Raw genomic sequence first — 22,271 nt, 5'->3', positions numbered from 1 at the left:
TAACTGGTGGGTTGACAGGCGGTGTTGCGGATATTGCCCTCGAAGGCGTTACGGTGCAGACGCCTTGACCGCCCAGGTGCGATGTCGGTTGAACAGCGTCGCGGCGTCGCCGCAGTAGCTCCACGGCACATCAGTTGCGTATGGGCCGATGGCGTCGAAGACATCTGCGGCTTCCAGATGCCGTCCCGCGAACGACAAGGCGTGCGCCAGGTAGTTGGCGTCCTCGTGGAAGGCGGCGTGCGGTCGCTTGGGCGCCCGGCAGTCCCACCAGTTCTCCCACGCCTGCCCGGTCGACGGGTTGTCCGTCCACGGGTGAACGGTCAGTCCGTAGCGGTCTCCGTCAACCTCCATGCGCAGGCGGTGGGATTCAGCGAGTGCGACCAGCGGCAGCACGTGCAGCGGCAGCCCTCGGGGGGTGTGGGCGCACCGTTCCTGCGCCCAGTGGAAGACCTCGCCGCCTGTGCCGTGCCAGGAGGGGAAGAGGTAGGTGAGCAGTTCGTGGTGCGCTTCCCGATTCCAGGGATCGCACTCGAGTACCTGCTTCCACACTTGCTTCACCGTCGCGCGCCATTCGCGGTCTCGGGGCGGCGAATGGAAGCGCGTCAACGCGAGCATGACAACGTAGGGAGATGGGTCGTTCGGCAGGGCGTCGGCGGCGGCATCGCACGTGTTCCACGCCTGCTGCATCCCCTCGGTGGGCCCCCGCCCCGGGCCGTCGGCCATCGACCTCAAGGCCAATACATTGGCCAGCAGAGCCAGAGCGTGAGGGGAGCGAGGTTCTGCCTGCGCCCATGTGTCGGCGAACGTCAACCGCACTCCGATACGGGCGAGGACCTGCAGGCGGAAGATCCGTCTGTCCCAGTCGGCCCCCGTCGAGGCCAGGAGCTCGCGAGCTCCTTCCCAGCGACCCATCGCAGCATCCTCGATCACCCTACGAAGGGCGGCGTCGTCCCGGGCCGGATGCCGGTCGAGGGCAGGTCTGTGCCTACCCATGGCCCTCCTGTCTCGCGTGCTCCACAGATGGGGCGAGCTGCTGAGCCCCGACGAGCGAGGCTTCCCCTCGCGCTTGAACTGCGCTCTTGCCGTCCAGCGTGGGCAGTGAGAGGCGTTGGGCCCCCAGCGGCGCCGCAGCGGTGGCGAGGATCACCGCCCGGCGCGCAGGCACATCGGGTATCGGCATCATCGAAAGTCCTCGGGTCACGTCCGGTGGTGGAAAGACCGTCAGGGCATGGGGGGGAAGGGAGGGGAGCCAACAACCGCGCCCATGCCCCGACGGTCGGCCTAGAAGTCGATCTTTGCGATCAGCTCGACCGCGCCCTGCACGCCCTCTTTGATGCTCGGTGCCGCAGAGCTGCTGGCCAGGAAGAAGCCGAACAGGATGCACACGATGCCGTGCGCGACGTTCAGGCCCGCCTTCTTCATGAGGAGGAAAACGATCACGCCCAGGAGCACGACGGCGGAGAAGCTAACGACCACAGCGGACCTCCAGGCGGAGGTGCCTGCCGCGGCGCGATTGGTGCTGCACCGCCGGATGCCACTGGGGCATCCGCAGTAAGGGCTGATCCATCCGTACGCGTAAGGCCGAAAGCACCTTGGACTCCGGTGGCCGAGATCAGGGATAGCTGAGTCTGCAGCGCAAGTAGCATGCGCCCGCCCGAAAGATCCGTTCCTGAATGATTCGTCGGTGCTGTGCACTGCGGGAGCCCCCAGAGTGGTGGGAAAACGCGCGGCGCGCACATTGCTCAGGTGATATCACTGGAGTGATTTCAGTTTCACCAGGGGTAGTTGGGGCAGAAGGCCCGCGTTCAATCGGGGAGACAGAAGTGCTTGCGCAGTCGCCGCGACGTTGTGAACGGTGCGGCTGCCGACTAAGCCAGTACAACTCCGGAACGCTGTGCTCGGCGTGCCTCCGCTCACACAACCTGCCCCAAGCCACTCCCTCCGTTCCAGAACACGTGTGGCGAAATACCGATGTTCAACAAGCCTTGGCATCGTGGGACTTCAGCCAGGTGGCCCGCCTAATCCGCCAGCATGGATCTCTGCGCCAAGACGACGTTGCTCAACTAACGGGCCTCAGCCAAGCGTTCCTCTCCATGCTAGAAGCAGGGCGCCGACGCCTCACCAATATCGACAAGATCGCCGAGTTCCTCTCCGGCCTCGGGGTACCTCCCGAGATCTCTCCACTGCCGCTTCCTCGCCGGGCTCAGCCACCTGTAAGCCTGGACACCGGTGAGACGCTCACAGAGGGACCAGGTCACCTGCTCCTGCCCGGCGGCCGCAATCTCGCTCCCACGGTGCTGCCCGCGCTAACCAGACCGGCCGCCTCATTTCGCGGCAACACGCTGTGGCTCTCGCCGAACACGGACACCGAGGCATGGAGCCGGATGCCGCTCCGGGCACTGCTCGCCACCTCCCGCACCGTCGACGGGACACGACGGCACTTCGTCATGGACGCACGCCAAGGCGACCGGCAGCAGGCGGGCGGCTTCCTCGTTATCCCCGCGGCGTACGAACTCGACGACCTCACCTACGGAATCCTGTGGGCTGTAGCGGGGTTCGATTCCGCCATTCTTGGCGACGACACGGCCCTCCACGACCTGCTGGCTCCTCCACCGCAGCCCCCGTTAGAAGACAACGGCACGCTGCCCGCCCGAGACAGCCTCGCCGACGGATCGCAGATGCTCGTCGGCTCCCAGATGTGTGCCTCGTTCATCCTCGAACAGCGCGACGCACTGGCCGACGACCCGGTCTTCTGGACCCGCGAACAGCGCGGGGAAGAGGCCGCGACGTGGCTGATCTTCCAGCACAAGCACCGCTACCTCCAGGAGATGGCTCCCAGACGGGCCCACAGCGGGGTCGGGCGCGCCTTCTGCGTCCCCCGTTCCGAGATCACTGCCTCGCCCACGTACGAGCGTGTTCTGCTGTTCCTCGCGCTCGCATTAATGGAGTCGTACGGCGTCACAACCTGGCTCACCGACGAGCCAGACCTCCAGCAGACGGACGGTTTCGTACTGGTCCCCGGACACCGCGCCGCCATCGCTACTTGGGTGCGTGCCGAGCCCTCACCCCAGACCGCTCTGGCCGCCGCAGCTCCCATGCTGAGGACGTTCACCGACCTTACCGGGCACGCGCAGGCACACTCGATCACCGCAGGATCGACGCCTGGACAACGGCTGGCAGCAACCGCGGACTACCTCGGCCTCGACCGCCCGTGGCTGACCCGCCGCTGCCGACAGCTCGCAGCCGAGGGCACCACAGGGCTGGCCAGACCCCGCAGCCGCCACCTCAGCCTCGATGCCTTGGACATCGCCTGCTCCTACGTGGCCGCTGAATTGCAGCCCGAGGCTGGCGGCCATCCCGAGGAGACCCGATAACCTGGACCAAACGATCTCCATCGAGTGAGATCCACTGAAATGCGAGCGGGCAGGTACGGAAGGGAAGTTGAGGCAATGGCCGGCGCGACAACAACGGTGGCGGTCTACTCACTGGGCGGCACCATCGCCATGACCACCGACCCGACGACCGGAGGTGTCGTACCAGCCCTGTCTGCCCAGGACCTCCTCGCAGCCGTCCCCGGCCTGGACCACCGCGGCATCCATCTGCGTGTTCACGAATTCCGCCGAGTCCCCGGCGCCTCGCTCACCTTCGACGACCTCACCGAACTCAGTGCGGCAATCGACAAGCACCTCGATGGTGGCGACATTGACGGAGTCGTGATCACGCAGGGCACGGACACCATTGAGGAGACCGCGTTCTTCCTCGACCTCCACCACAGCCGCGACCAGCCGCTCATCGTCACCGGCGCCATGCGCAACCCCACCATGGCCGGACCCGACGGACCTGCCAACCTGTACGCAGCCATTCTTGCCGCAGCCGAGCCCCAGCTACGCGGAGCCGGCGCTCTGGTCCTCCTGAACGACGAGATCCACGCGGCCCGGCACGTCCGCAAGGCGCACAGCACCAGCCCCGCAGCCTTCACCTCACCAGGCACCGGCCCCATCGGCCGCGTGACCGAAGATCGTGTACGCCTGACAATGCCCCTGCCACGCCGACGCAGTGTGGTGCAGCCGCCGACCCGTGACGCGCGCGTGGGCCTGTACACCGTTAGCCTCGGCGACGACGGCACCCTGCTGCACGCGTGGGGCGGCCAGTGCGACGGCCTCGTTGTTGCTGCCTTCGGCGTTGGCCACGTCCCGCAGCCGCTCGTCGAGGCACTGGGTGAACTGGCCTCGCGTATTCCTGTGGTACTCGCCTCGCGCATCGGCAACGGCCCCGTCCTGACCGGAACGTACAGCTTCCCCGGATCGGAGAAGGACCTTATCGGCCGCGGTCTCATCCCGGGCGACGGCCTTGGCCCGTACCAGGCGAGGCTCCTGCTCCATGCGCTGCTCGCCCAGGACGCCGACCACAGCACGATCACCGATGCATTCGCGACCTTCGCGGAATGACCGCCGCTCAAGAGCCCGCCTTCAGACTCTAGGGATTCCCGCATGCGTGCCCACGAACTGACCATCGGCCGTACCTTCGGCGTCACCTTCGACCACGGCGAGGACTTCTTCGACACGCTCTCCGTGTTCTGCCGCGAGAACGGGATACGCCAGGGCTACGTTCCCTCGTTCATCGGCGCATTCGCCGAAGCAGAAATCGTCGGAGCCTGCGAGAAGTTGGAGGACCCCGACGCCCCGGTCTGGGCCAAGACGTACGTCACCAATGTCGAGGCATTCGGCGCTGGCACCCTCGCCCACGATCCGGAAACCGGCGGAGTCCTCCCGCATATCCACGTTTCCGCCGGGCTCAAGGCACAATCGGCTGACGGCCGCACCAGCCACCTACTGAGCGCCAAGGTCCAGTTCCTCAGCGAGCTCTTCGTGGTCGAGGTCGTCGCGCCGACCATGACCCGGCCGCGTAACCCCGCGCTTTACGATGTGCCCCTGCTCACCTTCGGCGCTGCGCACTGAGTTGCTCGCGCCCCACAGTTACTCGACTGGCACACTACGCAACGCGGTCACCGCAGCACGACCTGCCGCGAAAAGAGGAATGATCGACATCGAAGAGCGGCAGACTCTCATCCTCTGGGACATTGACCGCACACTGCTCTACGTCGGCGACATCGACCGCCAGGTGTACCGCGAGACGTTCGCTGAAGTGGTAGGTCGCCCTGCCGAGCGCCTGCCGGCGCGCGGCACCGGCGTGACCATGCCCCTCGCCATCCGCTCCCTGCTCCTGGACAACGGCATACCGGAGGAGAAGGTCCCAGAGCTGCTGCCGCGCATGGTGGAACTGCTGCCCGAACGGCTCGCAGCCCATACAGAAGACCTCTGCAGCCAAGGCATCCTCATGCCCGGCGCGCAGGCCGCACTCCGAGCCGTGCACGAGCACGAGCACTGGGTGCCGACGGCCGTCACCGGCAACCTGAAGCCGAACGCGCTGCTGAAGCTCGCGGCCTTCAACCTCGACGTCTACCTCGACACCGACATCGGCGGGTTCGCCTCCGACGACCACCACCGGCCCGCGCTCGTCGGCATCGCGCAGAAGCGTGCCCAGGCCAAGCACGGGACGGCCTTCACCCACGCCAACACCGTGATCATCGGAGACTCCCTCGAGGACGTCCGCACAGGCATTGAGGGCGGCGCCTCGGTCATCGGCGTGGCCTCGGGCAAGACCACGGGAGACGAACTTGCAGCCGCAGGGGCTGACATCACCATCGACAGCCTGGAAGACGTCTCGAAACTTCGAACGTCCATTGAGAAGCTGACGGTTCGGGCAGGGTAAGACAGACGGCAACCGGGGTGAAAGCGGCATCTGCTGATGCGGCCACCATCTCAAGACGGGGCCTGGCGAGCCTGGCGCCACCTGCTGCAGTTACCCCGTGCTGTTCGCCGACGTTGGCGAGTCACGCGGCGGAACCGGCAACCTGGTCATTCCAGGTGCGCGACCGAGGCGATACTCACCACCGAGAGGTGATCCAGCGTGGTGATCGCGCAGGAGGGGACGCCGTTCTGCATCAACTCGGCTGGCACAGCGAGGTCACCGATCAAGGTGCGCAACAAATCCACCGTGACTCCGCCATGGGTCACGATGACAATGGGTCCCGGCTCCCCGGCTAAGTTGACCAGGCAGGCGCGCATTCTCTCTGCGGCAGCGTAAGAGGAGTCACCGGAAACAGGCATGAAATTCCGGTCCTTCACCGAGGTGGCCCAGTCCGCCAGGAAGCTATCCAGGGGTTGGGTTCCGTCCCAGCTCATCCTCTCGCGCAAGCGGGCGTCCTCTTGAACACGCAGGCCGGTGCTGGAGGCAATGAACGATGCAGTCTCGCGAGCGCGCCGCAACGGGCTGCTGACGATCGCGTGCACACCAGCACGCTGTAGCCAGTTGGCAGTCATGGCAGCCTGTTGTCGTCCCAGCTTGGTCAGCCCTGGGTCACCGGGCAGGCGTTCCTTTTCCGCATGCTGCACCAGATAGAAGACGGTCATCCTCACACTGTGGCGGTTCGGCACGACAGCAACCACCGAAATACCCTCGGCTCCGGTACAACACCATCGTGGCCAAAACCGCTGCGGAACCAGTGCACTTGGCGAACCCTCACGGTCCCGAAACTAGGTCTCGCGTACGAGCAGATATCCACCGAACCTCTCGAAGCCGGACAGAGTGTCCGGCCTGCCCCTGACGCGCAAGCGGATGCTGAGCCCGGCACCACCAACCCGAATCACTCCCTGATCCCGGGATCTGGTCGGCCGCTACCGTGAATTGCAGACCGAGAGTCGGGGAGGCAGGCCACATGCGGGGTCTTGGGGATCACCTCAGCATCGGAGAGCGGATCGCGTTCTACCGCGAGCGCCGAGGCTATACACAGCCCGTGCTCGCAGGGCTCGTTGGGCGCAGTACCGATTGGCTGTCGAAAATCGAGCGAGGCGTGCGGAAGGCCCCCAGGATCGACAAGCTCGCCGAGCTTGCCCGCGTACTGCGCGTCCCACTCGGCGACCTGATGGGGCAGCCCCTCCTCATGGAGGACGATCAGAAGCACATGGACGACGTGCCGGCTGTTCGTGATGCGCTCATGAGCCCCCGCCGTCTCTCGAAGCTGCTGTTCGGGCCGACAGCCGACAGGCAGTTGCCCAGGCCGGAGCAAGCGCAGACAGTCGTGGAACGCAGCTGGGGTGACTACCAAGCAGGCGTACTCGGGGACGTCATCGCCGCGCTCCCGGGTCTGCTCCGGACGGCCCAGGAGCTCGAAGACCTCCCGCACGGAGATCAGCGGCGCCGCGGCCTCGTCGTCTCCGCCCGTACGCACCATCTGGCGGCAACCACCCTCGCCAAGATCGGTGAGTCCGACCTGTCATGGCTCGCGGCCGAGCGCGCCATGCGCGCTGCCGACGAGTCCGAAGATCCGCTGTCACTAGTCTCTGCCGCGCGCTCCGGTACCCACGCGCTCTTGGCCAACGGACGTTATGAGGACGCACTCGAGCTGGGCGACACCGCGGCGGCCTGGCTCGTGCGCCAAGTCGACGAGGACGACCCCGCCGCACTGAGCCTGCTTGGCATGATTCACCTACGGGCGGCGGTGGCCGCGGCGCGCCACCAGGACAGGACCACGGCCGGCTCCCTGCTTGAACGAGCGGCAGGGCTGGCTGATCGGCTCGGCTCCGACGAGAACTACTGGCAGACCTGCTTCGGCCCGACGAACGTCGAACTGCACCGAGTCTCGATCGAGCTGGACCTGGACAACATCCCGTACGTCATCGACAACGGGAACATCGACGTCGATCACATGCCGCCGGAACGCGTGGTGTCCCACCGCATCGACTATGCCCGGGCCCTGTGTCTCAGCGGACGTGTCGACGACGCCTTGAGCGAGTTGCGTGAGGCCGAGCGCACCTCGCCGCAGCTCGTGCGGAACAATCCGCGGGTGCGGGAGACTCTTCGTGATTTGAGGAAGCAATCCCCGGTCACTGGCGGCAGCCGTTCGTCCGAGTTGCTGGCCATGGCCCAACGGTGCAGGGCGGTGCAGTGAGGTTGATGCAGGGCAAGGTGCTGGGAGTTGTGGGGTCGGGTGCCGGCGGAGTCGAGGAACTGAGGACGGGGCTCGTGGTTCCCGCCCTCGAACGCGGCTGGACTGTCGCGGTTACACTCACGCCGACCGCAGGCGAATGGCTCCGTTCTAGTGGAGAGGCCGCCAGGATCGAGAAGTCGACGGGCCTGCCCGTACGGACCGAGCCGCGACTGCCTGGGGACACGCGCCCGCATCCTCCGGTGGACTGCTACGTCGTTGCCCCCGCGAGCGCGAACACCATCGCCAAGCTCGCCTTGGGAATCTCGGACAACCAGGCGTTGACTCAGCTGAACGAGGCTATCGGGACCCTTGATCTGCCAGTTGTCGTCTGGCCGCGGGTGAACGCCGCCCACGCCCGGCACCCCGCATGGGAGAGGCACGTGAAGGCCCTGCATGATGCGGGAGTTCGGTTGATCTACGGGGACGAGGTGTGGCCACTCGCCGAGCCGCGTGCCGGGATGCCGGGGCGCCGGTACCCGTGGGAAGCCGTGCTGGCCGAGGTGGAGAGAAGCACTAGCTGACGATTAATCAATAACCTTCAGGACACGGGAAATCGGACCCGGACAGACTGTCCGGGTCCTTCGCTTTGACTGGGCCCAGCCTTGGTGCACCACCAACTGCGCTCGTGAACCACCGTACGGCCACGAATGGGAACGGTCAGACGCTGACCGGCTCCTGTGGCCGTCGCAGCGCACGGCATCGCACCAGGTCACCAAGGAGTGGATACCTGTGTCAGGACTGCGCACCGCCGAGGGGCTCGGGACTACCGCGCGCACGCGCCGCTGCAAGGAGTGCGACTGCCAACTGAGCAGATACAACCAGGAGGTCTACTGCAGCTCCTGCCTCCGAGGGCGGCACGCGACTGCACCGGTAACCCTCCGCGTGCCTGAGCAAGTCTGGAACGTGCCAGAAGTCCGGTTAGCCCTGGCAGAGCGAGACTTCGGGAGGCTTTGCACCCTGGTGCGGACCCTCGGGCACCTGCGACAGGATGACATGGTCACGCTGACCGGCCTGAGTCAGTCGTTCCTGTCAATGCTTGAAACGGGCGCGCGCCGCCTCACGAATATAGACAGAATTGTTCAACTTCTTGCTGGCCTGAAGGTCCCTCTCGAACTCACTGGCCCGATATTGCGGCCGGCGGAGCCGCCACAGCTTGTGGGAGCGGCTCCGGCGCGTCTGCTGGGCCCTGTCACCTGACCGGCGGAATCCGGCGGGCGCATGTCGACAGCGCGAGCGATCGTGAGGTATGGGTCCGGGGCAGTGGCACCTCACCGAAGATATCGACGGCTTTCTCGACCAAGCCGGAGACTTCCTGCAGTCACGCCCTGCGCTCCACACCATTCCGCTGACGGTGACCGAGTCCCTGCGTGAGCGTGGAATGGACGCGTACGGTGCCGAGGCTCCCATTTTCGGCTGGCTGGAACGAGAGGGCGAGGTCCGCGCGGCGTTCTTCCGCACCCCACCTCGCCGCCTGGTGCTCACCCCGCTCACCCCTGATGAGGCCGACGCCCTCGCCGCTCACCTGGCGAACTCTGGCCACCTCCTCCCCGGGGTCAGCGCGGACCACGACACCGCCACCTCCTTCGCCGAGGCATGGCAGCGACACATGGGCATGACGCCACTGCTCCACGAGCGGCAGCGCCTGTACCGGCTCGGTGTCCTTACGTTGCCGGGGCCGCCCCCGGCGGGCTGGGGGCGAGTTGCCGGCGAACAGGATCGTGAGCAACTCATGTGTTGGCACCAGGAGTTCGTCGACGCCATCGGGGGAGTCGCTTCCTCGGACTCGAGTTCCTGGGCCGACACGCGCATCGCTTCCGGGCGGGTCATGCTCTGGCAGACCCCGGACGGCACTCTCGTCTCAATGGCAGGCGCGACCCCGATGGTCGCTGGCCAGATCAGGGTGGCCCCTGTCTACACCCCGGCCCACCTACGCGGCCGTGGATACGCGGGAGCCGTGGTAGTCGAAGTGAGCCGGGCCGCGCTGGCTGCGGGCGCGGCAGAGGTCGTTCTGTTCGCGGACTTGGCCAACCCCACCAGCAACGGCCTGTACCAACGGATTGGGTACCGTCCGGTCAGCGACTTCGCGTTGTACGACTTCTCGTGGAGCGAGGCAGAAACGGCTCGAAAGACTCTCGAGGATTCCGCAATCGGCAGCGCAGCGAGCGCCTCTGCCATCTGAGGCGAATGCGACGACATTGAGTTTACGTCTAATCAGCGTGAACCCAGAGAACGCATATGTTGGATGAACTCTCGCGCTTGAGGGTCGCTGCCGTATCGCTGGGTGAGAACTGCACCCAAGTCACTGGCGACCATGGCCAGCGAAGGAAGGGACTGTCGGTCACCCCGCAACGCCTGATCACCATAGGCGAGGGCTACTTCTAGGTCGCCTTCCCGAGCAGCGACGACGCCCAGGGTGATCCGCGCTTCGGCGTTGCGCATCGGGGAACGCTCGGCCCCGTCAAAGTCCACCCCGGCTCGCAGAACTTCACGTGCCAAGGTCTCAGAGATCTGATTGTCGCCGACCTTTCGATAGCAGTCCATGGAGTAGAAGTCCCACTTTCCGGGATCAACTACGAAATGGTTCTGGACATTCTCCGGATAAGGCATGGATTCCAGGAGGGTGCGGCCGGCGTCGAGCGCGACTTCAGTCTGGCGCCTGTCGCCGAGCCTGGCCCACGCCTTGGCCTTCTGCGCCAGCAACTGGACGGCGACGGACTCAGCGGGCGCGACGGCGAGGCCAGCATCGGCTGCGGATATGACGCCGCGCATGTCTCCGGTCGTGAGCGCGAACCATGCTCGCATCTCATGTGCCCACCCTTGGATACCGGCGTGTCCGACCTCGCGTCCGATAGTCAGGGCTGCTTGCCGGGTGGCCTCCGCATGGGTGCGGGCTGCGCCCCCGCTGTCGTACTCCACGCAGCCCACGAGCAAGGTAAGCATTCCTGCGAGGGACAGGACATCACGGTGCTGTCCGAGTGTGAGCCGCTGGTGCTGCATGCTGACCACGCGGTTGAGCCATGCTCTGCCTTCGATCAACAGCTGGTCGCCAGGCATGTAGGCGTACTCCGTGCAAAGCCTGTTCGACCGTGATGCGGAGCGCGTCCAGGGTGGCCTCGTCGATATCCGAAGCCCGCAACCGGGCCACGATCTCGACGGTGTCCATGCCTGAGACATCCAGCACCTCGATGTTTCCATCCCGGCGATGGTCCATCGGAAAGAACGCGTGGGTGGTTGTGCCGAAGACAGCCGAGATCAGAGCTTTGTGGTCTCGGGGCTCGACCGTTCCGGCTTCCCAGCGGCGCCACGATCGCGCGAGCGTCCGTTCGTCCGGCAGCTCATGGTCCGAATGGGCGCGCATGGCGCGGGCGGCGTCGAGAGGGCTCCAGCCGCGGGCGGCACGCTCAGACTCCATGCGCTGCGCCCAGCGGGGACGGTCGTCGATCATGTTGTGCCCTCCACGAAGCCGTCAGACGTCCCTTCCTGCCGAGTCTTGCACGCATGCCTCGCGCCACGCCTGCAGACCGTGAGGACAGAGAGGGGGCACACAGAGTGCCCCCGTGTCCGCCCTTTTGAAGGTAACCGTCCGGCTACAGAGTGTCGATCGAGAGGGGGTGTTCGTCCCCGGCCTGAGCTCGCGGCTGCAGGGGGAGTGAACGCTTCCGGCTCAACGCAAAGCCTGCCTGGTTGACAGCGACGAGGGGATGCCGAATGTGCCGAGAGAGCTCACTGCCAGGACCGACGTGATCGCCGAGCGCGACCGTCGATGCTCTCGGTGCGGCTGCCGCCTCAGCCGCTACAACCGTGAGACCCGCTGCAGTGGATGCCTTCGAGCCCCTGGCGACTCGCCCCTGGTGCCACTTTGCGTGCCGCCGGAAGTGTGGGCGGATGGGCGCGTCCAGGAGGCGCTAGAGACTCGGGACTTCGGGGCTCTCTGCACCCTCGTACGGGAGATCGGCAACTTCCGCCAAGATGACATGGTCACGCTAACCGGACTGAGTCAGGGATTCCTGTCGATGCTGGAATCAGGTACGCGTCGCCTCACGAACATCGACAAGATCGTCTGCATGCTCGACGGCCTACAGGCCCCACCCGAGCTCACCAGCTTGATCTTGCAGCCACGAGCTAACGCGACTCTGGCCTGCGGAACGGGCGTCGACCTCAGCTCGCCGAGCTGGCGTACGCCTTCTCGGTGCGGCGCATTGCCAGAGTGATATCACGGGTGTGATGTGCCAACTCACCCTAGGTCAAGCAGAGTTGCCGCAGCACGGTGAACCGCACGGCCGCCTGGAGCCGTTATAGCGCCAGTGGAATTTTCCTTCATGCATCAAATGTGTAGTCGAGGAGTTTCCTGTGGACATGGGCTCGGTGGAAATCTCGAGCGAGGACGAGTGCGCCGCAGGATGGATACCCGTCCGTGTTGACCGGTCGGGACGTTCGCTCTGGCGCGTACCCGGAGCGAGCAGTGCGGGGACGAAGGCTGCAAGGTACGTCAAGCGGTACGCCGCTTCGGGCCCGTATGAGCGGGAGCTGCGCGCGTTGCAACAGATGCCGGACGGTCTTGCTCCGCGCGTATTGGGGCATCGCCGCAATCCGCCGACATTGGTAATGGAGGAGCTCCCCGGCGTGAGGCTCGACGACCCAGCGGCCGGCGACCCTGCCAGATGGATGCAAGTAGTGCTGGAGGTGATGGTTTCCTCCGTAGGCCTCCCTGGCCCGTGGCCGGATGACCCGCCACCTCAAATCAGTGAATTGCAAGCCGAGTTGGGCAAAGCTCTCGCCTCTCACGCGCCAGCCAGTACCCCAGCACTTCGCAGGGCGATACAGAACCCGGTGCGAGTTCCTTGCCATGGGGACGCCACCCCGCCCAACGTACTTGTCGATCCTGGGCAGCCACGGGCGTGGCTGTTGGACTACGAGTTCTACGGGCCCGGAGATCCACTGCATGATCTCGCGGCCCTATGCCTGACGCCTTCCGTGCGACTGCCAGAAACCATGCGCCTGGGATTACTGCGGCAGGGGCGGCTGATGATGGAAGAGAGAACAGGGATGCTCCTGGCTGACCGCATGGCCGGCGCCATCGCCCTATGGGCGGTCCAGTGCGCGGCATGGCATCACCGTCAGCGCCCGGAAACGGATGGGTTCGAACAAGCCGTGCTCAGTAACGCGGCCCTTGGGATCGAAGCAGTTGAAAGGGGAGAAGTATGACTAAGACAGCCGGGGATCGTTGCCGATTCCGCCCCCCTGCCGCGGGTGCCACGGTTGTTTGGGAAGCCACCAACTACTGCAACCTGGCGTGCAAGCACTGCCTGTCAGACTCTTCACCGGAGATCTCCCGCACGGACGATCTCAGCACCCCCCGCTTTCTCGACACCGTACGGGAGATGACCTCTTCCGGAGTGACCGAGATCTACCTGACCGGAGGCGAACCGTTCGCCCGGGACGATCTCGTTGACATCATCGGCGCCATCGACCCGAAAGTGGCCGAAGTCTATGCCAACACGAACGGCTACTTCATCACCCAGGAAGTCGCCAATGCTCTGTCCGGGACGGCGCTGCGTCGAATAACCGTGAGCGTAGACGGACACAACCGGGAGTCTCAGGCGCTCGTGCGCCTTAAGCCGGCATCATTCGACAGGGCTATAGCTGCTGTTGAACGACTCCTCGCTGCTGGAGTTCCCGTTCGGGTATCCCATGTTGTCCACCCCGGGAACGTCGATCACATAGCTGAATTTTGCGCCGAGATGGCCCGTATGGGCGTTGAGGCGCTGGTGATCAACTCGGTGTTCCCCGCGGGGCGAGCGGCGCGTCACCCGGAGCTGGCGCTGCCCGCCGGGCGCAAGCAGAAACTGTTCGATGAGCTCACGGAACTCCAGGCGAAGTACGAGCAGCTCGGGATGCAGATCGATCACAGCCTCGGAAAGCCGCAGCCCAGCGATGTCGAGGGGTGCCCAGCGGGAAAGTCGGTGTTCTTCGTGGCGCCGAACGGGGACCTGTCCACGTGCTCATGGCTCTACAAGCTGGACCCGGACCGGTTCCGTCTGGGAAACCTGGAGGAAGCGTCCTTCACCAAGTTGTGCGCGGGTGTGGAAGCCATGATGAGCCCTGTCCGGGAATTGGCCACAGCCTGCCCGCTTCCGATGCTCTCACTGCCGGTGATCTCGTCATGACCGGACAGGGAGGACTCGTCGTCAGCACGGTGCAGGTGCCGGACGAGCAGTGGCGGCGGCGGGCACGTATGACGCTGCTCGGCTGCGATTGGCTCGGTCCCGAAGTGGTCTTGACCCCCATCCGTACCATCCACACAGCCTTAGCCCGTGGTGGAACGGAGCGTGACGGGTGGTGGCGTACTTCCCTGCTCGGGGATGCTGCCGTCGTACACGTTCCTCAAGGAACTGCGGCCAAGGACATCGTTTTCGCCCTTCCCCAAACGACGCGGATCACGTTCGTCGGCCTGGCAGGCGGTCTGCGGAACCAACCGATCGGGGCCACCGTGGATCCGGTGTCTGCCTTTATCGCAGACCCCTCTAGCGGAGTGTCCGGCCAGCAGCCCTGCCCCTCGGACTTATCGCTCCACAGCCGTAGCCATCCGGCCAAGCCGCTGGCGCCCGGTGCAGTTGCCGCAACGGTCGGATGCTTGGCCGACTCCACGCTTCTCCACGAGCAGCTCACGGGTGCGGCTGACTGCGTCGACATGGAGAGTGCCCACCTGTTCTCCGCCGCCGCTCTCGCCGGCCACCAGGTGCGATGCCTGCTCGTCATCTCGGATCACAACCGCCACGGTGATGTGTTCACCAGCACTCCGGAGCGGATCGCTTCTGCCGTAGACGACCTATGCCAGTCCATCCAAGAGGACCTGACCGGAGGCTAGTGATGAACCAAACCACCAAGCGTGTCGCGGTTATCACAGGAGGCAGCCTCGGAATCGGCGAGGCAATCAGCACCCAGCTACTCAACCTCGGCTGGAACGTCCACATCCTTGCCAGGCGGGCCAGTAACTACGTCCACGCCGATCACGATGGCTGCCGTACGCACGATGTCGATGTTCGTGATCTCGACGCCGTCAACGAGTCGGCTCACGCTGTGGCAACCTCCGCTGAACACGTGGATGCGCTGATCCTGTGCGCAGGAGTCGGCTACCCGACCCCACTTCGCTCCGCCAGCCGCGCCCAGTACGACGAACTCTTCGACACCAACGTCGCCGGGTCGATCTTCTCCACCCAGGCGTTCACGCCTCTGCTGCGTGACGGCAAGGCAGTGGTCACCTTCGTCTCCTCCATCGCAGGCCGCAGGGGCTTCGCCGACTGGTCCCTGTACTGCGCCTCCAAACACGCGCTGGAGGGCTTCGCCGCAAGCATGCGCGACGAGCTCCGGCCACGCCGCATCAGGGTGACGAGTGTCCAGCCAGGCTCGGTCGATACACCTTCGTACGACCATCTGCAGCCCGAAGAGAAGAAGGAGTTCATGGATCCTGAGTCCATCGCTGAACTGACAGTCGCGGCAATTCAGCTTCCTCCGCAGGCCTGCGTCGAGACGCTGTTCGTCAACAATGCGGTGGGGGACCTGTGATGCACCACGAGATCATCGATGTGGAAGAGGCCGACAGGATCCACGAGCAACTCGGCAAGCTGGTCGAACTCCACCTGCCCGAGGCGGCAGTGGCATTCACCAGCGGAAGCCTGCCCTTCGGGGCCGCCGTCCGTGGAGACAGCGACATCGACGTCAACGTCATCCTCCCCGCTGGCACGAGGCCTGACGACGCGCTCTTTGACCGCCTGAGCAGCTTCATCGACGACTACCGCAGCCTGCATCACCAGCATGGGATGCGCCCCGACTTCCGGTACCCCGGCGAATACTTCACCGTCGACCAGGCACACGACGCAGCAGCAGGCCGCGGCATCCCAGTGATCAACGGAGAACCGCTGCTTCCCCAGCAGTTGGGCGACTCCTATTGGAACAGCAGCGAGGACACCTGGTACCTGGCCTGGATGGGCGCCTTGGCCTTCAGCCGACACGTAGCCGGCAACAGAGACGTCCTCGCGGGACTGCGTAGGCAAGCATGGTCCACCATCGTGGCCCTTTGCCTGCCCGACCTCAGTGGCCGGGACTTCGACGCCGACGACGTCATGGCCCGCATCCTTGACAAGGACCACCCCAGCGGTGGCTTCGGCGTCCATCCCGGCTATCGCAGGTTCACAGAACTCGAAGCCCCTCATTGCCGAAAGGCGCTAGCAGACCTGTCCACGCGCGGAGTCCTAGCACGCCATGGAGAGGACAGCTTCCGAGTCGAGGACGACGAGCTCCTTCGCTGGACCACTGACCTCGCCGCCCGTCATCAAGACGGCTTCCTTGCCGCGCCCCTGCTCACCGTGACCTCCAGCCTGAGGCTCGCCATATGAACACACCACCGCTGTTCTCCGACCTTCACACCGCCCATGACTGGCTGGCCGGCCGCGGACTTCTCCCGCCAGAGCGCCGGAGCGAGACTCTGCCCACACCGCACGTACGCCTCCACGACGGCAGCACCGTGGTCTCCTTCTGCTCGAACAACTACCTTGGCCTCAACCACCGACCCGAAGTGAAGGCCGCAGCCACCCAAGCACTGCACGAGCACACCCACGCCACCAGCGAATCCCGCCGCCTCGGCGGCAACCTCGGCCTACTCGAACAACTCGAAGACCAGCTCGCCGAGTTCAAGAAGCAGCCGTCGGCTCTCATCACCGCAACCGGACTGCTGGCCAACATCGCAGCTGTCCACGGCATCCTCGATGCCGGTGAACTAGCGCGCCGCTGGTATGGATCCCCGTCGCCCAGCAGCCGACCAGTGGTGATTTACGATGAGATGTGTCACCGCAGCATCCAGATGGGCGCACGAGAATCCTCTGGAGAACGGGTTCGATTCCGGCACAACGATGCCGACCACCTGGCCGACATCCTCGCCGCATACCGGGGCCGCGCCATCCTCGTCGTCACAGAGGGGGTATTCAGCATGGACGGCGACCTGGCGGATCTCCCCCGCCTCGTCGAACTGTGCGATGCGCACGGAGCGGTCCTCTTGGTGGACGACGCTCACGGCACGGGCGTATACGGTGCCGACGGATCTGGTACCGCCAACCACTTCGGCCTCACCGGCCGCATCCCCGTCCAAGTTGCCACCCTCAGCAAAGCCTTCGGGGGCATGGGAGGAGCGGTTCTGGGTGATGAGCGGACGATCGCAATGCTCCGCACCTTCAGCTCAGGCTACCGCTTCACCTCAAGTCTGCCGGCAGAGCAGGCGGCAGCGACCATAGCGGCCCTGCGCATCCTTCGAAGCGAACCGGGAGTCCGCGAAGCCCTCTGGGCCAACGTGCGTCGACTGCGAACTGGCCTGGCCCGCATGGGTATCCACCCATCCGGCGACGGGCCCATCGTCCCCCTGTACATGGGGACACCACACGCAGCGGCAAAGTTCGAGGAGCTGATGCTCGACAAGGGGTACTGGTGCGTCGCCGTCACCCCGCCAGCGGTCTCCCCGGAGACATGCCGTATCCGTCTCACTGTGTCAGCCATGCACACCAGCGAGCAGATTGACGGGCTCCTCGAACGAATCAACGACGTCTCGTCGCAGGCACCTGAACTCATGGAATTGTTGAATAGCTACGCGGGAAGTGCCGCTTGACCTGTTCAGAGCCAGTCTTGATCTCTCGCGCCACCTCACTCGACCCACGGGTGAGCCGTTTCGGCTTGCTGGAAGACGCCGAAGCTTCGACGGTGACAAACCGTGCGGAGGCTCCGAGCAGTCAAAGCGGTGGCCAACATGCTGTCCAGAAGCTGGTCTTGGCCGTGCAGGAGACCGTTAACCACGGCGAAGACGCAGAGCGTTTCCGCCTATCCTTGTGCCATGAGTGACGAGATCTACGAGGACGCCCCGGAGCAGATGCGTGTCCGTCTGGAGAAGGTGGCGCGACTCCGTGAGAACGGCATCGAACCGTACCCGGTGACCTACCCGCGCACGCACACCATCGGCGAAGTCCGGGGGAAATACCCCCAGCTGGAAGCCGACACCGTGACCGGGGAGAAGGTCGGGATCACGGGACGGGTCATGCTGTCGCGGATCGGCGGCAAACTCTGCTTCGCCACTCTTCGTGACGGAACCGCCGACATCCAGGTGATGATCTCCCTCGCGGGCGTCGGAGAGGAGGCGCTCAACGCATGGAAGCACGACGTAGATCTCGGCGACCACATCGGCGTGACCGGCGAGGTCATCTCGTCCAAGCGTGGCGAACTGTCGATCATGGCGGAGAGCTGGGCGATCACGTCGAAGTGCCTCCGCCCCCTACCGGAGAAGCACGCCGGCCTCACCGATCCCGAGGCGCGTGTCCGTTACCGGTATCTCGACCTCATCGTCAACGACGAGTCCCGCAAGATGGCCCACCTGCGTAGCGACACCGTGCGGGCGATCCGGGACTTCTGGCACTCCGAGGGCTACCTCGAGGTCGAGACGCCCATGCTCCAGCGGATCCACGGCGGCGCGGCGGCGCGACCGTTCAAGACCCACATCAACGCCTACAACATGGAGATGTACCTCCGGATTGCGATCGAGCTGTACCTGAAGCGGCTCGTCGTCGGCGGCATCGAGAAGGTCTTCGAGATCAACCGGAACTTCCGGAACGAGGGTGCGGACTCCACGCACAACCCCGAGTTCACGATGCTCGAGACCTACGGCACCTATCTCGACTACAACGACATGGCCGACCTCACCCAGCGGTCGATCCAGCAGGCCGTCGTGGCCGCCCTGGGCACGACCACGGTCGTCCACGACAACGCGGAGTACGACCTGGGCCTCGCTGAGTGGCCGCGCAAAACCGTCTATGGGCTGGTCTCGGACGCCCTCGGTGAGGAGATCACGCCGCACACCCCAATCGAGGACGTCCGCAAGCTCGCTGACGCCCGTGACGTCGCCTGGGACGCCAAGTGGGGGCAGGGCAAGCTCGTTCAGGAAGTGTTCGAGGAACTCGTCGAGCACACGATCATGCAGCCCACGTTCGTCATGGACTACCCGGTCGAAACCTCGCCGCTGACCCGTCAGCACCGCTCCGAGCCGCTCCTGGCGGAGAAGTGGGACCTGATCGGCTTCGGCGCCGAACTGGGCACCGCCTACTCGGAGCTGGTCGACCCCATCGAGCAGCGCCGACGCCTCACGGAGCAATCCCTGCTCGCCGCGGGCGGCGATCCGGAAGCTATGCAACTCGACGAGGACTTCCTCCGCGCCCTGGAATACGGCATGCCCCCCACGGGCGGCATGGGCATGGGTATCGACCGCCTGATCATGGCCTTCACAGGCAAGAATATCCGCGAAACCATCCTGTTCCCTCTGGTGAAGCCCAGCTGACTCGTCCCCGGCGCTCCAGTTCATGTGGCCCCTGCGTGAAGCCGACGCAGGGGCCATTTGCAGCACAACTGGAAGTGAGGAGCTCGCGGCCTCCTAGTCCCCCTTGGCGGTCTCCGAACCCGCACACTGTTCTCGGTGTTCGAGTTGGCCGACTGAGGTTGACTCTCGACCTGGTCGAGAGCTCAGAGTTCTGGGCGTGGAGAGCGAGATGCGCAGTATCGGTGAGATGGCCCAGGACAGCGGACTGAGCGTGAGCGCGCTGCGGTTCTACGACGGTGCCGGTGTGCTGGCCCCGGCCTGGGTGGATCCGGTGAGCGGCTATTGCTGGTATGGCCCCGAACAGCTGGAAGAGGCCCAGCTGCTGGCCCGGCTGCGCCGGGCCGGTATGCCGCTGGCGGACATTCGCCTGGTACTGGCGGGCTGGTCCAGTGCGGACACTGACCTGGTGCGCAAGCTGCTTCAGGCGCACCTGTGCCGTCTTGAACTGGGGCTGTCCGATGCCCGCATTGAGTTCTCCGCGGTCCGAGCAATACTCGAACGCAGGGAGAATCCCATGGCTTTGCTCCACACCGACGCAGTCCGGATGGCCGTCTCCGCACCCGAGCTGGCCGCCGCCCTGGACGCGGTCCGGTTCGCCGCCAGTACCGACCCGGAACTGCCCATGCTCGGCGGTGTCCTGTTCGACATCGAGGGCGAATCACTCCAAGTCGTGGCCACCGACCGGTACCGGATGGCTGTCGCGCATGCCGCTACCGCCGGGCACGGCGGGTCCCGCGTGCAGGTCACCGTGCCCATCCCGCTTGCCGACGCGATGCGCGCGCTGCTGAATGGCGAGGAGCCCCTCCAACTCGCCGTGGACGGTGCCCGGATGACGTTGGAGACCGGTGACCGGCAGGCGGCCGGGCAGTGCCTCGATCACGACTTCCCCGATTACCGTCGCCTCGTCCGCCTGCCAGCAGGGCGCCGGTCACTCGTCGATGTGCCGGCTTTCCGTGAGGCGCTGGAGACTGGCCCTGTCCGGGCAAGCGAGGTACGCAAGCAGGACTGCGTGCCCTGCGACCTCAGCGTGCTCAAGGTGGCGACCGACGGCTCGGTGACTGTCTGCGAGGACGGTGACGACGACCCGAATAACGTCGCCGTCAACCGCGAGTTCCTGCTGCACGCGCTCGCTGCCGGGGCCCGAGACCAACTGATTCTGGAGTTCGGCGCTCCCACCGCGCCCCTGGCGATTCGCCGATCCGACACCGAGAACACGTTCTCGATGCTGATGCCGGTCAGCCTGGACAACTAGCCGCGGGGGCAGATGCCCCCGACCGCTCGCCCTGCGCAAACCGGTCGGGGGGTGAGCTCGTAGGATCTTCCGCCCTGTGGAAGCCACTTGGCACGGCTGCGGTGAGATTGTTGCGACCGGCGGTCGTTGTGCACCCTTGGTGGCACCAATTTCGGAGATCCAGTGCCCGGCGACGTCGACGGTTACTGCCCGGCGTCAGGCAGCCACCCTCGACGCCTCGGCCCCCACCAGCCGCTGATGCAGGCTCCGGATCGGTCCGCCATGGACAGGGAGGGTAGCGCGCAACAGGCCGGGCGGGGCCTGGAGTTCACCAGGCGGGCAGTTCTGGAATTGGATGTCGCCTATCTGCCTATTTCCAGCAGGATCGTTTCGTACAGATGCTCAACGAGAGCGGCTTGGCTGTCGCCGAGCGAGGCGAAGCCGTCGAGCTCAGGGGCACTGTTGATCTCCAAGACGACGCACTGTCCGTCGCCGAGGCCATCGTCCGTCACATTGCGGTGGGCCCGGGAGTGGGCGAGGTCGGACTGTTCCATCCCGAGGTCGACCAGGAGGTCCACCCCGGCCAGGCGCAGTCCCGCAGCCTGGGCCGCGCTGACCGCCAAGGCCAGCACATCCGCCGGGAGTTCCTGAGACAGGTCGACTACGTCCGCCCCGGTCGCGACATTGGCGGCGTCCGTGAGGGGAACGTGCTCGCCGCTGCCAGGTACACGATGCAGCCCACCCTCCCGTCTCGCCAGCCGGGCTGAGGCTTCATCGTGATCTGGGAGCCGCTTTGCCAGCCCGGCAGGCTCACCATCGGCATCGGCATACAAGTCTTCGAGGAGTAGCTGAATCGCACGTCTGCCGTCACCAATCAGCACCGGCGGGATACGGCTGTACGCTGCGATCGGTGAACCATCGAGCACCACGACTCTGACATCTTGGCCCCGAACGAAAGGTTGAACCAGCGCGATCTTGTCTATGTGCAACGCCTGTTTCACGGCGTAACGCAAGGCCGGCATGTTGTCGACCTTCTCGACTCCCTGGCCGCCGTAGCGGCTATTGGGCTTCACGACGAAGGGCCAAGAGTGCTGCGCAACAAAGCTCTCTAGCCTCTCGTTCGTTACCTCGTCAAGTGCGCGGATCGGGAAGCTCGATGGAACTGGGATACCAGCGTTAGCGAGGAAGTGCGCGCATGCGTACTTGTCCCGAGCGAGGTCGGCACTACCTGAGCGGTTGATATCGAGGTTGCCATGGCGAAAGTAGGCGATCTGCCCATTTGGGAACCCGAGCCGGGCAGCTTCGCCGCCCCACGGCTCAAGCTCCAACTCAATGCCCAGCCGGGGCGCCACGCGAGCGATAACCTGGTATGCGAACGGAATGTCATCGCTTGAGGGGATTGGCGCGACTACCGCCTCACGTCGACTAGCCACGATTCTGAACCTCCATGTTGGCCGAAAGTATGAGCATGCAGCAGACCTTCTTCGGGATCGAATATCTGAGATGCGGCCGGCGAGTCCGGCAGAGGAATCATGTGTTTCCCGGCCCTGTGCACAGTTCGCCATGACCGCTGCGCCGGAGCA

21 protein-coding genes are annotated in these 22,271 nt (G+C 65.2%); 15 read left to right on the top strand and 6 right to left on the bottom strand.

The window, feature by feature from the left end; translation table 11 throughout:
- Nucleotides 1–48: 48 nt before the first annotated feature.
- Together Q5762_RS14490 and Q5762_RS14485 are read right to left on the bottom strand one after the other, a co-directional pair.
- Nucleotides 49–930, bottom strand: a complete 882-nt coding sequence (locus tag Q5762_RS14490; protein WP_315892478.1) for a hypothetical protein — start codon at nt 928–930, stop codon at nt 49–51.
- A 351-nt stretch (nt 931–1,281) separates the two neighbouring features.
- Nucleotides 1,282–1,476, bottom strand: a complete 195-nt coding sequence (locus tag Q5762_RS14485) for a hypothetical protein (protein WP_200688470.1) — start codon at nt 1,474–1,476, stop codon at nt 1,282–1,284.
- Between the two features lie 509 nt (nt 1,477–1,985).
- Here Q5762_RS14485 and Q5762_RS14480 point away from each other — a divergent pair.
- The 4 genes from Q5762_RS14480 (at nt 1,986) to Q5762_RS14465 (ending at nt 5,772) form a co-directional block, all read left to right on the top strand.
- The gene (locus Q5762_RS14480; protein ID WP_315892477.1) at nt 1,986–3,374 is read left to right on the top strand and encodes a helix-turn-helix transcriptional regulator; all 1,389 of its coding nucleotides are present in this window, start codon (nt 1,986–1,988) and stop codon (nt 3,372–3,374) included.
- A gap of 75 nt (nt 3,375–3,449) precedes the next feature.
- Nucleotides 3,450–4,448, top strand: a complete 999-nt coding sequence (locus Q5762_RS14475) for an asparaginase (protein ID WP_315892476.1) — start codon at nt 3,450–3,452, stop codon at nt 4,446–4,448.
- A 42-nt stretch (nt 4,449–4,490) separates the two neighbouring features.
- Complete coding sequence (locus Q5762_RS14470) at nt 4,491–4,958, top strand: DNA-binding protein (RefSeq protein ID WP_315892475.1); 468 nt, start codon at nt 4,491–4,493, stop codon at nt 4,956–4,958.
- Nucleotides 4,959–5,037: 79 nt separating this feature from the next.
- Nucleotides 5,038–5,772: a haloacid dehalogenase-like hydrolase gene (locus Q5762_RS14465; protein ID WP_315892474.1), complete on the top strand. Its 735-nt coding sequence runs from the start codon at nt 5,038–5,040 to the stop codon at nt 5,770–5,772.
- Nucleotides 5,773–5,918: 146 nt separating this feature from the next.
- On the opposite strand, the gene Q5762_RS14460 is transcribed toward Q5762_RS14465, so the two are convergent.
- Nucleotides 5,919–6,473 (bottom strand): histidine phosphatase family protein, encoded by a 555-nt coding sequence (locus tag Q5762_RS14460; RefSeq protein ID WP_315892473.1) that lies wholly within the window; start codon nt 6,471–6,473, stop codon nt 5,919–5,921.
- A gap of 305 nt (nt 6,474–6,778) precedes the next feature.
- Between Q5762_RS14460 and Q5762_RS14455 the strand changes: the two genes are divergently transcribed.
- The 3 genes from Q5762_RS14455 (at nt 6,779) to Q5762_RS14445 (ending at nt 10,229) form a co-directional block, all read left to right on the top strand.
- The gene (locus Q5762_RS14455) at nt 6,779–8,011 is read left to right on the top strand and encodes a helix-turn-helix transcriptional regulator (protein WP_315892472.1); all 1,233 of its coding nucleotides are present in this window, start codon (nt 6,779–6,781) and stop codon (nt 8,009–8,011) included.
- 5 nt (nt 8,012–8,016) lie between these two features.
- Nucleotides 8,017–8,571: a flavoprotein gene (locus Q5762_RS14450; RefSeq protein ID WP_315892471.1), complete on the top strand. Its 555-nt coding sequence runs from the start codon at nt 8,017–8,019 to the stop codon at nt 8,569–8,571.
- Nucleotides 8,572–9,296: 725 nt separating this feature from the next.
- On the top strand, nt 9,297–10,229 hold the full coding sequence (locus Q5762_RS14445; protein ID WP_315892470.1) for a GNAT family N-acetyltransferase: 933 nt from the start codon (nt 9,297–9,299) through the stop codon (nt 10,227–10,229).
- A 32-nt stretch (nt 10,230–10,261) separates the two neighbouring features.
- Here Q5762_RS14445 and Q5762_RS14440 read toward each other — a convergent pair whose 3' ends face one another.
- Nucleotides 10,262–10,966, bottom strand: coding sequence for a hypothetical protein (locus tag Q5762_RS14440; RefSeq protein WP_315892469.1), 705 nt, complete (start codon nt 10,964–10,966; stop codon nt 10,262–10,264).
- Nucleotides 10,967–11,009: 43 nt separating this feature from the next.
- Complete coding sequence (locus Q5762_RS14435; protein WP_315892468.1) at nt 11,010–11,495, bottom strand: hypothetical protein; 486 nt, start codon at nt 11,493–11,495, stop codon at nt 11,010–11,012.
- Nucleotides 11,496–12,406: 911 nt separating this feature from the next.
- Between Q5762_RS14435 and Q5762_RS14430 the strand changes: the two genes are divergently transcribed.
- The 8 genes from Q5762_RS14430 (at nt 12,407) to Q5762_RS14395 (ending at nt 20,709) form a co-directional block, all read left to right on the top strand.
- The gene (locus Q5762_RS14430) at nt 12,407–13,255 is read left to right on the top strand and encodes an aminoglycoside phosphotransferase family protein (protein WP_315892623.1); all 849 of its coding nucleotides are present in this window, start codon (nt 12,407–12,409) and stop codon (nt 13,253–13,255) included.
- Entirely contained in the window at nt 13,252–14,217 is a 966-nt protein-coding gene (locus Q5762_RS14425) for a radical SAM/SPASM domain-containing protein (protein ID WP_189468234.1), read from the top strand. Before Q5762_RS14430 ends, Q5762_RS14425 begins: the two co-directional genes overlap by 4 nt.
- Nucleotides 14,214–14,918 carry a hypothetical protein gene (locus Q5762_RS14420; protein WP_315892467.1) on the top strand — a complete coding sequence of 235 codons (705 nt, stop codon included), beginning with the start codon at nt 14,214–14,216 and terminating at the stop codon, nt 14,916–14,918. The genes Q5762_RS14425 and Q5762_RS14420 overlap by 4 nt, the downstream gene beginning before the upstream one ends.
- Nucleotides 14,919–14,920: 2 nt before the next feature.
- A complete protein-coding gene (locus tag Q5762_RS14415) occupies nt 14,921–15,616 on the top strand; it encodes an SDR family oxidoreductase (RefSeq protein WP_315892466.1) in 696 nt (231 codons plus the stop codon).
- Entirely contained in the window at nt 15,616–16,446 is an 831-nt protein-coding gene (locus Q5762_RS14410) for a hypothetical protein (protein WP_315892465.1), read from the top strand. The genes Q5762_RS14415 and Q5762_RS14410 overlap by 1 nt, the downstream gene beginning before the upstream one ends.
- Entirely contained in the window at nt 16,443–17,705 is a 1,263-nt protein-coding gene (locus Q5762_RS14405) for an aminotransferase class I/II-fold pyridoxal phosphate-dependent enzyme (protein ID WP_315892464.1), read from the top strand. The genes Q5762_RS14410 and Q5762_RS14405 overlap by 4 nt, the downstream gene beginning before the upstream one ends.
- A gap of 222 nt (nt 17,706–17,927) precedes the next feature.
- Nucleotides 17,928–19,418: a bifunctional lysylphosphatidylglycerol synthetase/lysine--tRNA ligase LysX gene (lysX, locus tag Q5762_RS14400; RefSeq protein ID WP_315892463.1), complete on the top strand. Its 1,491-nt coding sequence runs from the start codon at nt 17,928–17,930 to the stop codon at nt 19,416–19,418.
- 208 nt (nt 19,419–19,626) lie between these two features.
- Nucleotides 19,627–20,709 carry a MerR family transcriptional regulator gene (locus tag Q5762_RS14395; RefSeq protein ID WP_399495167.1) on the top strand — a complete coding sequence of 361 codons (1,083 nt, stop codon included), beginning with the start codon at nt 19,627–19,629 and terminating at the stop codon, nt 20,707–20,709.
- Nucleotides 20,710–21,050: 341 nt separating this feature from the next.
- Here the strand turns inward: Q5762_RS14395 and Q5762_RS14390 are convergent, their stop codons facing one another.
- Nucleotides 21,051–22,040: an ATP-grasp domain-containing protein gene (locus Q5762_RS14390; RefSeq protein WP_315892461.1), complete on the bottom strand. Its 990-nt coding sequence runs from the start codon at nt 22,038–22,040 to the stop codon at nt 21,051–21,053.
- Nucleotides 22,041–22,271: the final 231 nt, after the last annotated feature.

The sequence above is a fragment of the Streptomyces sp. P9(2023) genome (genome assembly GCF_032436795.1).
In the GTDB taxonomy this organism is placed as follows: domain Bacteria; phylum Actinomycetota; class Actinomycetes; order Streptomycetales; family Streptomycetaceae; genus Streptomyces.
Note: the sequence above shows the minus strand (reverse complement) of the source record. Positions and strands in the feature narration are given on the sequence as shown.